This is a genomic window from Parabacteroides sp. PH5-46 (assembly GCF_029892785.1).
In the GTDB taxonomy this organism is placed as follows: Bacteria; Bacteroidota; Bacteroidia; order Bacteroidales; family Tannerellaceae; genus DFXE01.
Map to the genome: position 1 here is coordinate 87,028 of NZ_JARXXA010000001.1, position 12,842 is coordinate 99,869.

Annotated in this window: 13 protein-coding genes; 12 read left to right on the top strand and 1 reads right to left on the bottom strand. The window is 44.1% G+C overall.

Going from position 1 to position 12,842, the window contains the following annotated elements:
• Window positions 1-10: 10 nt before the first annotated feature.
• From M2470_RS00320 to M2470_RS00345, 6 genes are all read left to right on the top strand, one after another.
• Window positions 11-2,155 carry a kelch repeat-containing protein gene (locus M2470_RS00320; RefSeq protein WP_280743293.1) on the top strand — a complete coding sequence of 715 codons (2,145 nt, stop codon included), beginning with the start codon at window positions 11-13 and terminating at the stop codon, window positions 2,153-2,155.
• Window positions 2,152-3,039 (top strand): serine O-acetyltransferase EpsC, encoded by an 888-nt coding sequence (gene epsC, locus M2470_RS00325; RefSeq protein WP_280743292.1) that lies wholly within the window; start codon window positions 2,152-2,154, stop codon window positions 3,037-3,039. Before M2470_RS00320 ends, epsC begins: the two co-directional genes overlap by 4 nt.
• Window positions 3,040-3,248: 209 nt before the next feature.
• Window positions 3,249-4,994, top strand: a complete 1,746-nt coding sequence (locus M2470_RS00330; RefSeq protein ID WP_280743362.1) for an NADH-quinone oxidoreductase subunit NuoF — start codon at window positions 3,249-3,251, stop codon at window positions 4,992-4,994.
• A gap of 18 nt (window positions 4,995-5,012) precedes the next feature.
• Window positions 5,013-6,803, top strand: coding sequence for an NADH-dependent [FeFe] hydrogenase, group A6 (locus tag M2470_RS00335; protein ID WP_280743291.1), 1,791 nt, complete (start codon window positions 5,013-5,015; stop codon window positions 6,801-6,803).
• A gap of 1 nt (window position 6,804) precedes the next feature.
• Window positions 6,805-7,290, top strand: coding sequence for an NADH-quinone oxidoreductase subunit NuoE (gene nuoE, locus M2470_RS00340; RefSeq protein WP_280743290.1), 486 nt, complete (start codon window positions 6,805-6,807; stop codon window positions 7,288-7,290).
• Window positions 7,291-7,439: 149 nt separating this feature from the next.
• Window positions 7,440-7,979: a glutathione peroxidase gene (locus tag M2470_RS00345; RefSeq protein WP_280743289.1), complete on the top strand. Its 540-nt coding sequence runs from the start codon at window positions 7,440-7,442 to the stop codon at window positions 7,977-7,979.
• 19 nt (window positions 7,980-7,998) lie between these two features.
• On the opposite strand, the gene M2470_RS00350 is transcribed toward M2470_RS00345, so the two are convergent.
• Entirely contained in the window at window positions 7,999-8,622 is a 624-nt protein-coding gene (locus tag M2470_RS00350) for a histidine phosphatase family protein (RefSeq protein WP_280743288.1), read from the bottom strand.
• A gap of 329 nt (window positions 8,623-8,951) precedes the next feature.
• On the opposite strand from M2470_RS00350, the gene rpmB reads away from it, so the two are divergent.
• The 6 genes from rpmB (at window position 8,952) to M2470_RS00380 (ending at window position 12,817) form a co-directional block, all read left to right on the top strand.
• On the top strand, window positions 8,952-9,212 hold the full coding sequence (gene rpmB / locus M2470_RS00355) for a 50S ribosomal protein L28 (RefSeq protein ID WP_280743287.1): 261 nt from the start codon (window positions 8,952-8,954) through the stop codon (window positions 9,210-9,212).
• Between the two features lie 15 nt (window positions 9,213-9,227).
• Window positions 9,228-9,416: a 50S ribosomal protein L33 gene (rpmG, locus tag M2470_RS00360; protein ID WP_280743286.1), complete on the top strand. Its 189-nt coding sequence runs from the start codon at window positions 9,228-9,230 to the stop codon at window positions 9,414-9,416.
• 18 nt (window positions 9,417-9,434) lie between these two features.
• Window positions 9,435-9,587: a DUF4295 domain-containing protein gene (locus M2470_RS00365; protein ID WP_280743285.1), complete on the top strand. Its 153-nt coding sequence runs from the start codon at window positions 9,435-9,437 to the stop codon at window positions 9,585-9,587.
• A 171-nt stretch (window positions 9,588-9,758) separates the two neighbouring features.
• Window positions 9,759-10,883: a DNA polymerase III subunit beta gene (gene dnaN / locus M2470_RS00370; RefSeq protein WP_280743284.1), complete on the top strand. Its 1,125-nt coding sequence runs from the start codon at window positions 9,759-9,761 to the stop codon at window positions 10,881-10,883.
• A 10-nt stretch (window positions 10,884-10,893) separates the two neighbouring features.
• Entirely contained in the window at window positions 10,894-11,664 is a 771-nt protein-coding gene (locus tag M2470_RS00375; protein ID WP_280743283.1) for a 3'-5' exonuclease, read from the top strand.
• A 1-nt stretch (window position 11,665) separates the two neighbouring features.
• Window positions 11,666-12,817: an iron-containing alcohol dehydrogenase gene (locus tag M2470_RS00380; RefSeq protein ID WP_280743282.1), complete on the top strand. Its 1,152-nt coding sequence runs from the start codon at window positions 11,666-11,668 to the stop codon at window positions 12,815-12,817.
• The last annotated feature ends 25 nt before the right edge of the window (window positions 12,818-12,842 follow it).

Genomic DNA, 12,842 nt, shown 5'->3' on the forward strand with positions numbered 1-12,842 from the left:
TTGAGGAAGTATGAAATATTTATATACAATTATCATATCATTTGTCAGTGTGTGTTTGTTTTATGGCTGCCTGGATGATCCGGAGATGCCGGATCTGATAAACGCAGGAGCCCCTGAAATCACACTTGATACGGTTTTTGACATCAAAGCTAATTCAGTACGAATTGTAGCCAGTATCACCAAGCAAAATGCCTCACCCGTGAAGCAAAGCGGTTTTTCCTGGAAAGATGCGGCAGGTACTTCGCAAAAAATATCCGTTACCGGAAAAAAAGAAAATAGTATTATCAAGCTGGATACTGTTATTACGGGCCTTGAAAAAGCAACCCAATACACCTTTGTAGCCTTTGCAGAAAATGAGATTGGCGAGACACTAAGTCAGTCGATAACGAAAGAAACCGGGAACGGCTTAGGTACGCTTCATACATTTAAGCCTGATTCGATAAAGGGTACTTCAGTCTATGCCGGTGGCAAGATATTGGACAAGGGTGAAGGTAAAATAGAGGCATGTGGCGTATATGTGTCTAAAAAGCAGGATATGTCTGTCATAGATTCTGTATACCTATCACCATCCGTCGCTGATTCGTTCTTCTTTAAAGTGGGTGGATTGGAGCCGAATACAACATATTATATGCAAGGGTATGCGAAGAGTAATTTCGGAACTTTTACAGGTGATGTTAAAACGCTGACTACTATAAGTGGAAAGCCTTTGATGGGAATGTTTGAACTTACAGGTACGGGCTTTGTAGATGCCCAATTTGTGCTGGAGGTTCTGGATGAGGGTGATAGTCCTGTTACTGCCTATGGTATATGTTGGTCTGAAACTCCTGGTTCTGAAATTAGCGGAGATACAATAGTCATCGGCTCCGGAACAGGTTCATTCACGGTACAGTTGAAAAACCTTAAACCTTATACCTCCTACTATGCTCGCGCCTATGCCACTAATAGCTTTGGAACGAAATACAGCGATGAGGTCAGTTTTAAGACAGAAAGTAACATGCCGGAGATTGAGACGCTGGAGGTTTCCTCCATGTCTAGAGGTAGTGCCCTGATTAGAGGCAATATCAAAAAGATCGGTATGGGTAAGATTGATCTCTTGGGCTTCTGTTATTCAACGACTGAAATGCCTACTGTTATGAATAAAACAGCTCCGGCTCCTGTTGATCAAGCGGAAGGACTCTTCAGTGTCTGGATGTCCGGATTGAAAGGAGGAACTACCTATTATGCTCGGGCATACCTCAAGAATACAAGCGGTTTACTCGCTTATGGCGAGCAGGTAACGTTTACTACGCCTTCAATGTTCACCCAAATGGCAACCTTTACAGGAGGAGATGTTCGTAAGCCTAATTCAAGTGCCACATTCTCAATAGGGAATGTCGGTTATTTGTTGGGAGGTGACTTAGGCTCGGTTTATACCAATGAGTTGATGGCTTTTAATACTTCTAACAGATGGGATAAACTAGCCTCGATTCCGGACACAGAACGGAAATGGCAAACGGCTGTAAATGTAAATGATGTAGCTTATGTATTCGGCGGTATTGACAGGAGTGGCAATCTGACAAACAAATTACATCGTTATATACCCAGTTACAATAGTTGGGAAAGTGTTTCAGCTTCAGGACCAGATCCGTTGCGTTCTGCCAGAGGTGCATCTATAGATAATGTCGCTTACTTTATAGGAGGCGCACGCGATTCGATATTGAATGAAGTGTGGAGTTTTGATGCTGCAGCTGTCTCTTGGACCCGAAAAGCCAACTTCCCCGTCAAACAGTATGGAGGTATAGCTGTCGTTATTGATGGAGTGATATATGCCGGCCTTGGTTTGGATAATATGTCGGGAACATCCTCCCATAAGCGACTTTGGTCATCGTCTGATAATGGAAATAGCTGGCAGGAACTGCGATCTTTATCGGCAGGTGGCCTTGCAAGGGGAGCCGTAGTATATGAAAAGTCAATTTATGTAGTAGACAATACCGGGCGTCTGTGGCAGTATCTTGTAGAAGAAAACATCTGGAAGCAAAAGTCAATCCTGCCATCTACCAATCGGGGGGATAAGCAGCATTGTATGTTCTACCTGGATGATAAGATATATATCGGGCTTGGCATATATGATAATACGCTGATAGAATACGAACCGGCTTGGGATAACGACTTATGAACCGATCGGAGGTATTAGAGCAGATCAGAAAGAATGTAGAGCGGCTGTCGCTAGCTGATGTACCGGAATATCAGTATATCCCGCTACATCAGAAGCCATCGCCCTCTGTTCCTATGATCCGGAGGTTTATGCAACTTTTGAAAATGGTTGTTTTTCCGGGCTTTTTCGGTACGGAACAGGAAGCCCATCCGGACTCTATCCAATATTATACAGGTGTTTATTTGGAGCAGATCTATGATTTGCTGCAAGGGCAGGTGTATAACGGGCTTTGTTTTGAGTCGGAAAGCTGTTGCGATACCCAGGATAAATCATCCGATATAGCTGTTGCATTTATCAATGAGATACCTCAGTTAAAGCATTTATTATCAACGGATGTTAAAGCGATATTAGACGGAGATCCGGCTGCCAATAGTGTTAGTGAAGTGATTTTTTGTTATCCGGCTGTTCAGGCCATCCTATGTCAGCGAACGGCTCATATATTGTTTAAGCTGGGGGTTCCGGTATTGCCACGTATTATAACGGAAATGGCTCATTCGGAAACCGGTATCGATATCCATCCGGGGGCTCAGATAGGAGAGTATTTCAGTATAGATCATGGAACAGGAGTTGTTATCGGACAAACCGCTATTATCGGAAATCACGTTCGTCTATACCAGGGAGTTACCCTTGGTGCCAAGAGCTTTACCTATGATGATGAGGGACTACCAATAGATGTTCCGCGCCACCCTATCATTGAAGATTATGTAACGATTTATTCCAATACTTCCGTACTAGGCCGGATCACGATCGGACAGGGTTCTGTTATCGGTGGAAACATCTGGCTTACACACGACGTTCCTCCTAATTCTAAGATTCTGCAAACCCGCGCTATTGAAGAAAAATAGCCTGTTTTTTCCTCTTAATAAGTTGGTGATTTGAATAGATTTACGTATATTTGTGGATATACGCCATAGCTGTTAACCTATAAAATACACAAACGATGAATGCTGTAAAAACAACTGCAGATCTGACACGTATACGAGAATCTTTGTGTACGTCTTCCGATTTATTTGATACAAATGAAAACTCCGGGCAGGTAGAGATTAAAGTCTCCATGGCTACATGCGGGATAGCTGCCGGGGCCCGTGAGGTAAATACCTACCTCTCCGAGATTATTGAACGGGAGCAAATCAAGGCTTCTATCATCCGGACAGGATGTATGGGCTACTGTTATGCAGAGCCAACCATAGAAGTGAAAATCCCGGGTGAAGAACCCATCGTTTTCGGACATGTGAACAAGTCGAAAATAGATGATATCGTCTTTTGCTATATCCGCAAAGGGATTCTTCCGGACGATATTACCTGGATGAAGACCGGCACTGCCAAAGAGGAGGATCTTTCTTCCAAACAGTTACACATTGCCTTGAGGAATTGCGGGCATATTGATCCGGAAAGCATTGATGAGTATATCAAGGTCGACGGATACCAGGCCTTAGGCAAGGTAGTAACGGAGATGTCTCCCGACGAGGCTATCAAGATCATTATGGATAGCGGCTTGCGGGGGCGAGGGGGAGGAGGTTTTCCTACAGGTTTGAAATGGCAGATTACCCGTAAGTCTCAAGCCGACCAGAAATATGTAGTATGCAATGCGGATGAAGGCGATCCGGGAGCCTTTATGGATCGTTCCATACTGGAGGGTGACCCTCATTCGATTATTGAGGCTATGACCATCAACGGCTACTGTACGGGGGCTAGCAAGGGATTGGTATACATTCGGGCGGAGTATCCGCTGGCTATCGAACGTTTGAAGATTGCCATGCAACAGGCCAGGGAGTATGGTTTGCTTGGAGAGAATATCTTCGGAACAGACTTTTCCTTTGATATAGAGATCCGCTACGGCGCCGGAGCCTTTGTCTGTGGGGAGGAAACAGCCCTGATCCACAGTATGGAAGGAAAGCGGGGCGAAGCTACTGTAAAGCCTCCGTTTCCCAGCGAGAGCGGCTTTAAAGGTTATCCTACCAATGTGAATAATGTGGAGACCTATGCCAATATCCCGCTTATTATCCGGAAAGGGGCTGAGTGGTTCAGCCGTATCGGGACAGCAAAGAGCAAGGGTACCAAGGTGTTTGCATTAGCCGGAAAGGTGAATAAGGTAGGATTGGTAGAAGTGCCGATGGGAACTACCTTGCGGGAAGTTATTTTTGATATCGGCGGAGGGATAAAGGACGGAAAGAAGTTCAAAGCTGTACAAACCGGGGGGCCTTCCGGAGGCTGTTTAACCGAGAAGCACCTGGACTTGCCGATTGATTATGACAACCTGCTGGCTGCCGGCTCTATGATGGGCTCCGGTGGTATGATCGTGATGGACGAGGATGACTGTATGGTAGCAATGGCTCAGTTTTACCTGGATTTCTCGGTAGAAGAGTCTTGTGGCAAATGCTCGCCCTGCCGGATCGGAAACAAGCGCTTGCACGAAATATTACAGAAAATAACATCGGGCAATGGGGAAGAGGAAGACCTGGAAAAGCTCCGCAACCTGGCTGGCGTTATCAAGGATACGGCTTTATGCGGATTGGGGCAGACTTCTCCTAATCCGGTCCTCTCTACGATGGATAACTTCTATGATGAATATATTGCGCATGTCAACGACAAACTTTGTCCTGCTCATCAGTGCAGAAGGCTTACTCAATACTTTATCGATCCGGAGAAATGTACGGGTTGTACTTTATGTGCCCGTGCCTGCTCTGTAGATGCTATTAAGGGAGAGCGCAAGGCACCTCATGTGATCGACCCGACCCTTTGCGTCCGTTGCGGTGCATGTATCGAGAAATGTAAGTTTGATGCCGTATATGTACATTAACAACTTAAACGCTAAAAGATGGAAACAGTAAAAGTAATAATAGATAGAAAAGAACTGGAAGTACCGAAAGGAACTACCATTCTGGAAGCCGCCAAGAGTATCGGTATCCGCATCCCTACGCTTTGCCACATGAAACTGGAGGATTTGAACTATGAAAATAATCCGGGCTCGTGCCGTATTTGTGTTGTAGAGGTAGAGGGCAGAAGAAATCTGGCACCAGCCTGTAAGACAGAATGTACGGAGGGTTTGGTGGTGAAAACCTATACCTCCCGGGTGATGAATGCCCGTCGTACGGTGATGGAGCTAATCTTGTCCAACCATCCCTTTGAGTGTCTGACGTGCAGCAAGAATGGCTATTGCGAGTTGCAGACCATCGCGCATGATCTGGGTATCCGCGAGGTGAGATATACAGGCGAACAGTCTGTTTTTCCGATCGACAGAAGCCCGTCTATTGTGCGAAATATGAATAAATGTATCATGTGCCGGCGCTGCGAAACCATGTGTAACGAGATACAGACAGTAGGTGCTTTGACGGCTGTTCACCGGGGATTTGAAGCGGCTGTCTCCACAGCCTTTGAAAAGGATATGACGGGAAGTACTTGCTCCTATTGCGGGCAGTGTGTTTCTATTTGTCCCGTCAATGCCCTGAGTGGACGGAACAACCAACAGGAGGTATTGAATGCCCTGGCCGATCCCGATAAGATAGTCATTGTACAGACGGCACCGGCTGTCCGTGCGGCATTAGGTCGGGATTTCGGTTTCGAGCCGGGAACCTTGGTAACAGGGAAGATGGTGTCGGCACTTCGCTACTTAGGCTTTGATTATGTGTTTGATACCGACTTTGCCGCCGACCTTACCATCATGGAAGAGGGAACGGAATTGCTGCATCGCCTGAGCGATTACCTGAAGGGTGATAAAGAGGTGAAAATACCGCTGATGACGAGCTGCTGCCCCGGCTGGGTGAGCTTTGTAGAGCAGCATTACCCGGATTTGTCCAGCCATCTGTCTACTGCAAAGAGCCCACAGCAAATGTTTGGAGCGATAGCCAAGAACTATTTTGCTGAGAATCTGGGCGTTGCCCGGGATAAAATAGTGGTTGTTTCCGTGATGCCTTGCTTGGCGAAGAAGTACGAAGCCAGTCGCCCGGAATTTGCCGTAGACGGGAATCCGGATGTTGATATCTCCATCTATACACGCGAGTTGGCTCGTCTGATACGCTATGCCAATATTAATTTTGAGGAGCTGCCGGACAGTGATTTCGACCGTCCGCTGGGCGAGTCTACCGGTGCTGCTATTATCTTCGGAACAACCGGGGGAGTAATAGAAGCAGCTTGCCGTACGGCCTATGAACTTTATACCGGAAAGCGCTTGGAGCAGATTGATATTGAAGAGTTGCGGGGGCTGGAAGGCATCCGTAGTGCCACCATTGATTTTAACGGCCTTCCGCTAAAGATAGGTATTGCGCATGGTTTGGGGAATGCCCGCAAACTGATAGAAGAAGTACGAAACGGTACCTCTCCCTATCATGCGATAGAGATTATGGCTTGCCCCGGAGGTTGTATCGGAGGTGGCGGACAGCCCTTCCACAAAGGCAACATGAAGGTGTTGCGCAAACGGGCGTCGGCCTTGTATCAGGCAGACCGGGATAAGACCATCAGGCGAAGCCATGAGAATCCTTACATTATACAGCTGTATAAAGAGTACCTGGGAGAACCCTGTGGAGCCCTCTCACACAAACTATTACATACACACTATTTCGACAGGAAGGAGATAGTAGGCATCTTAGACGAAACCAAAAATGAAGAATGACATGGAAACACTCTGTTTATCTCAATCAAAAATCACGAAAATACATGATATCTGCGAAGGCTATAATAATGATTCTGCAGAACTGATCAATATTTTACATGCCACGCAAGGAACCTTCGGTTTCCTACCGGCTGAGGTGCAGGAAGTGATTGCTTCACGCCTGGATATTCCGGTATCTAAAGTATATGGTGTAGTTACGTTCTACTCCTTCTTTACGATGACTCCGAACGGTAAATACCCCATATCGGTTTGCCTGGGAACGGCCTGCTATGTACGTGGCGCAGAAAAAGTGCTGGAAGAGTTGGAGCGCCAACTAGACATCAAAGTAGGAGAAACCACGAACGATGGGCTCTTCTCCCTGGACTGTCTTCGTTGCGTAGGAGCCTGCGGACTGGCGCCTGTTATCTCTATTGCCGGAAAGGTGTATGGACGTGTATCACCGGACAAAGTAAAAAAAATACTATCCGAATACTATTATCAGGAGTAAAGCCTTCTCTGAGCAGCACATTAACAATTGCATAATCGTCCCACATATGTAGAACATGAGTTCAACAATTGTTGAACTCATGTTCTACAGTTGTGAAACTTTTTTCATGTGACATTTGTTCTTAAATAAGAATATTAAAACGTATAGTTATGAGAGTATTTACTTTTTTATTTATAGCAACAATGATGTCATTTTCAGCCTTATCACAAAACAAGAATTTATATGATTTTACAGTCTGGGCGATAGACGGTAAGGAGTTTCCTTTGTCTCAACTGAAGGGTAAAAAGGTATTGATAGTGAATGTAGCCTCCAAATGCGGACTTACTCCGCAATATGATCAGTTGCAGGAACTGTTTGAAAAATATGGCGATGATACATTTACGATCATCGGTTTTCCGGCCAATAACTTTATGGGGCAAGAACCCGGTAGCAATGAAGAAATACAGGAGTTTTGCCGTCTGAATTACGGCGTTACCTTTCCTATGATGTCGAAAATATCCGTAGCTGGCGATGATATCGCACCTTTGTATCAATGGTTGACCCGCAAAAGCGAAAACGGCAAGGAAGATGCCGAAGTAAGCTGGAATTTTCAGAAGTTCATGATCGACGAGAATGGAAACTGGGCCGGTATGCTTCTTCCCAAAGCCAACCCAATGTCGAAAGAACTGATTTCGTGGATAGAGAAATAAAAAATATTTCAGATTGTGTTTAGAGAGAATATATGCGATTGATATAATCGATATGCCAGCCACTTGTGTCATCATATCGCAACTTGGTTAGAGATACATTCTCAATCATTAGCTTATATGCCATTTGAGAGGATATTCCAAGAATATTTCGCAAAAGACACTTAAAAGCGACTCCATGTCCCACAATTAAGAAATTCCCTTCTGTATATTTCTCCAATATTTCGGACGAGAGAAAAGCCAGCATCCGCTCTTCAACCTCTTTCTGTGATTCACCATTTGGTGGTTTGAAGAGCCATTGGTTGGCATTTATTTCTGCCAACTGCTCAACTGTATAGATATCAGAACGTGGTTTTCCCTCCCAATCGCCTTGGGAGAGTTCTTGTATTTCTGTTGAATATACAACCGGATTGTCTGTTATATTGGATTGAGAAAGGATTGTTTCTAGTGTCTCCTGCGCCCGGTTGGCTATAGAACAGAATATTTTATCAAATTGAACACTAGAGTCACGCCATCTTTTTCCTATTTCTTTAGCTTCCTCCCTTCCTTTGTTTGACAAAGCTAAATGATTGGAGCGACCGCCAATAAACTGATTATGGGCATTATATTCTGTTTCCGCATGGCGCAGTAGATATATAGAAAGCATCTGATTTATGAATTAGTATACAGTTACACTCATGGATACACAAATATACGAATTATATTCTGTGAAAGAAACGGAATGAATAATATTGAGAAAAGAACCAAGCTTCAGTAATATTTGTCAAAAAAGTTCTATCATACTATGAATTAAAAGAATAATTTCGTACATTTGCACCCCGTAAGACAAGAGCGGCTTGTGATGCTAGAGCCGTAAAAATGCTTATAACATGTTTTTATCAGGCGAAATAGTTGCGTAAATTAATTTTTATGCTTTACTTTGCGCCCTGATTGTGAAAATTGTATTTATTCAGCAAATAATAAAATAAGATAGAGATGTCTAAGATTTGTCAGATTACCGGAAAGAAAGCAATGGTTGGAAACAATGTTTCCCACTCAAACAAGAGGACAAAACGTAAATTCAATGTGAACCTATTTACAAAGAAATTTTACTGGGTGGAAGAAGACCAGTGGATTAGCCTAAGTATTTCGGCAGCAGGTTTACGTACAATTAATAAGCTGGGATTAGACGCAGCAATTAAAAAAGCTGTTGAAAAAGGCTATTTAAGTGAAATAAAGGTTTTGATGAACGCTTAATAGGAGGAACAACAAATGGCAAAGAAAGCAAAAGGCAATAGGGTTCAGGTTATTTTGGAATGTACAGAGCATAAAGAAAGTGGTATGCCGGGCACATCAAGATACATCACTACAAAGAACAGAAAAAATACAACTCAGCGTTTGGAATTGAAAAAATACAATCCCATCCTGAAGAAGATGACATTGCATAAAGAAATTAAGTAATATATAGGAGATTAAACAATGGCAAAAAAAGCAGTTGCAACATTTAAGAAAGGCGAAGGTCGTACCTATTCAAAGGTAATCAAAATGGTGAAGTCTCCAAAAACCGGAGCTTACATTTTCCAGGAAGAAATGGTTCCTAACGATGCCGTAAAGGATTATTTCGCAAAATAAGCAAACAGAAAACAAACTGTCATAAAATAAACGGAAAACTTCTCTTCATCTGATGGAGGGAAGTTTTTTTATGCCTTTTTGGAAAGCCTCTACGTTTAATAGAAATTATTTCTTATTTTTGTTCAGCTTAAAAATAGTAACAAAAGTAACAAACAAAATAAATAAAGATTTATGAAATTCGATGTATCAAGCACCGCGTTGCTATCTCGTTTGCAGTCAATCAGTAAAGTTATTGCTTCGAAAAATTCGTTGCCTATTTTGGATAGCTTCCTTTTTGATCTGGAGGGAACCAAACTTACCATAACCGCCTCGGATGCAGAGACACGTATGGTAACTTCTGTGGATGTAATTAATGCTGAAGGTGTTGGTAAATTTGCAGTAACTGCAAAGTTGTTGCTTGAGCCATTGAAAGATCTTCCGGAACAGCCCCTGAACTTTGTGATTAATGATAACAACCTGGCGATTGATGTACATTTCGAGAATGGGGTGTATAATTTTATCGGCCAACCGGGGGATGCTTATCCGCAACAAAAGCCGCTGAGCGATACGTTTACTTCTATTTCAATTGATGCGCAAATCTTGTTGAGTGGTATCGGACGTTCTTTGTTTGCAACAGCCGACGATGAACTGCGTCCGGTGATGAACGGGGTTTATTTTGATATCTATCCTGAAAATCTGACGTTTGTTGCTTCCGATGGACACAAGCTGGTTCGTTTGCGCAACTTGTCTATCCAATCTCCGGCCAAAGCAGCATTCATTCTGCCCAAGAAACCGGCTACTCTTTTGCGGAATATTTTAGCGAAGGAGACAGAAGCGGTTGAAATTAAGTTTGATGACAATAACGCATACGTGGTTGCTCCCAACTTTGAAATGATCTGCCGCTTGATAGAAGGGCGCTATCCCAACTATAACAGTGTCATTCCGCAGGAAAACCCGTATAAAGTTACCATAGACCGCATATCGTTGCTGAATGCCTTGAGACGTGTGTCAAACTTCTCTAATGCAGCCAGCAGTTTGATCAAGTTACAGGTACAGGAAAACCTGATGATTGTATCGGCTCAGGATATCGATTTTTCTATCTCAGCGGAAGAAAAAATCGCCTGCCAGTATGATGGAGCAGAACTGAAGATCGGTTTTAAAGCTACCTTCTTGATTGAAATCCTGACTAATATGGCTTCGGAAGAGGTGATACTTGAATTAGCTGATCCTTCACGTGCCGGAGTGATTGTTCCGACTTCAAATGATGAAGGTGAAGAAGTGCTGATGCTGTTGATGCCCATGATGTTAAACGACTAATTAACAATACATGCAGTTAAACCTGAAAAACCCGTTGGTCTTCTTTGATTTGGAGACAACGGGTATTAATATTGCCAAAGACCGTATCATAGAGATATCTTATGTAAAGGTATTTCCGAACGGTAAGGAAGAGACCAAAACCAGGCGTATCCATCCGGAAATGCCAATCCCTCCCGAGTCGACAGCTATCCATGGTATCACGGATGAAGACGTAAAGGATTGTCCTACCTTCAAGTCGATAGCCAAATCGCTGGCTACACAGATAGAGGGTTGCGACCTGGCCGGTTATAACTCCAACCGTTTTGATATCCCCATGCTGGCGGAAGAATTTTTACGTGCCGATGTGGATATAGAACTAAACCGTCGCAAGTTTATAGACGTACAAACCATCTTTCATAAGATGGAACAGCGTACGTTGTCTGCTGCTTACAAATTTTACTGCCAGAAGGAGTTGGAAAATGCTCATACGGCAGAGGCTGATACAATGGCCACGTATGAGATACTGAAAGCCCAGCTGGACAGGTATCCCGATCTGCAAAATGATGTTAATTTCCTGTCGCAATACTCCAGCTTCACAAATAATGTGGATTTTGCGGGACGGATGGTGTATAATGACAAAGGCGAAGAAGTAATCAACTTCGGCAAATACAAAGGCCAGTTGGTAACAGAGGTACTGCAGAAAGATCCCAGCTATTATGCCTGGATTATGAACGGAGACTTTACGTTGAATACGAAGAAGATACTTACTGAAATTAAGCTGAGAAGTTTTAATTCCAAATAAGATGAATAATTTTGAATTCTGCAATCCCGTAAAAGTTGTCTTTGGTAAAGAGACGATCTCCCGCTTGCCCTTTCTGATTCCGGAAGGGAGCCGGGTATTGATGCTTTATGGGGGTGGCAGCATAAAGAAGAACGGTATTTACGAGCAGGTTACAGCTGCTTTGAAAGCATATACGCTGCTGGAGTTTTCCGGCATCGAAGCCAATCCGCATTACGAAACCTGTATGCAGGCTGTAGAGCTTGTAAAAAAAGAAAAGGTAGACTTCCTGCTTGCCGTAGGTGGAGGGTCGGTGATAGATGCAACCAAATTCATTGCTTCGGCGGTTTACTTTGAGGGAGATCCCTGGGATATCCTCGCAAAAGGAGCCCCGATAAAGAAGGTGATGCCTCTGGGGGCAGTACTTACCTTAGCCGCTACAGGGTCTGAGATGAACGAGCGGGCAGTTATCTCCCGTGTTTCCCTGCAAAAGAAGCTGAATTTTTCCAGTCCACTGGTCTTTCCTCGCTTTGCGGTGATGGATCCGGAGGTTACGTATTCGCTGCCTGCTCATCAGGTAGCCAATGGGGTAGTAGATTCTTTCATTCATGTAATAGAGCAGTACCTTACCTATCCGGTCAATGCGCAGGTGCAAGACCTCTTTGCCGAAAGCCTGATGAAAGTGATTGTTTCGGAAGGGCTCAAGGTGTTGGACAATCCGCGCGACTATGACATTCGCGCCAATCTGATGTGGGCTGCTACCAATGCCCTGAACGGCTGGATCGGGCAGGGTGTGCCGCAAGACTGGTCGTCTCATCGTATCGGCTATGCCTTAACGGCTCAGTTTGGACTGGATCATGCCGAAACACTGGTGGTTATTCTTCCCGGTGTAATGCGCTATTTGCAAAAAGAAAAACAAGAGAAAATACTCCGTATGGGAGCTGTTGTATTTGGTATCACGGAAGGAAGTGTTCAGGAAAGGTTGGAGAAATCCATAGAGGCTACAGAAGGCTTCTTCCGTAACATGGGACTTAAAACCCGCTTAAGCGAATACGGCATAAAAGAATCAGACCTGGACAAACTGGTAGAGCCGATCACCCAAATGGGTTGGAAGCTAGGCGAACATGCCAACATAGACGCCAGGGTAGCCCGTGAGATTTTATCGTTGCGTTTGTAATAAAATGCAGGGCAGACACGTTTTA

Bases quoted from the DNA above. Each gene is read 5' to 3' on its own strand.
- M2470_RS00320 (WP_280743293.1), top strand. From the start codon at position 11: ATGAAATATTTATATACAATTATCATATCATTTGTCAGTGTGTGTTTG.
- epsC (WP_280743292.1), top strand. From the start codon at position 2,152: ATGAACCGATCGGAGGTATTAGAGCAGATCAGAAAGAATGTAGAGCGG.
- M2470_RS00330 (WP_280743362.1), top strand. From the start codon at position 3,249: ATGGCTACATGCGGGATAGCTGCCGGGGCCCGTGAGGTAAATACCTAC.
- M2470_RS00335 (WP_280743291.1), top strand. From the start codon at position 5,013: ATGGAAACAGTAAAAGTAATAATAGATAGAAAAGAACTGGAAGTACCG.
- nuoE (WP_280743290.1), top strand. From the start codon at position 6,805: ATGGAAACACTCTGTTTATCTCAATCAAAAATCACGAAAATACATGAT.
- M2470_RS00345 (WP_280743289.1), top strand. From the start codon at position 7,440: ATGAGAGTATTTACTTTTTTATTTATAGCAACAATGATGTCATTTTCA.
- M2470_RS00350 (WP_280743288.1), bottom strand. From the start codon at position 8,622: ATGCTTTCTATATATCTACTGCGCCATGCGGAAACAGAATATAATGCC.
- rpmB (WP_280743287.1), top strand. From the start codon at position 8,952: ATGTCTAAGATTTGTCAGATTACCGGAAAGAAAGCAATGGTTGGAAAC.
- rpmG (WP_280743286.1), top strand. From the start codon at position 9,228: ATGGCAAAGAAAGCAAAAGGCAATAGGGTTCAGGTTATTTTGGAATGT.
- M2470_RS00365 (WP_280743285.1), top strand. From the start codon at position 9,435: ATGGCAAAAAAAGCAGTTGCAACATTTAAGAAAGGCGAAGGTCGTACC.
- dnaN (WP_280743284.1), top strand. From the start codon at position 9,759: ATGAAATTCGATGTATCAAGCACCGCGTTGCTATCTCGTTTGCAGTCA.
- M2470_RS00375 (WP_280743283.1), top strand. From the start codon at position 10,894: ATGCAGTTAAACCTGAAAAACCCGTTGGTCTTCTTTGATTTGGAGACA.
- M2470_RS00380 (WP_280743282.1), top strand. From the start codon at position 11,666: ATGAATAATTTTGAATTCTGCAATCCCGTAAAAGTTGTCTTTGGTAAA.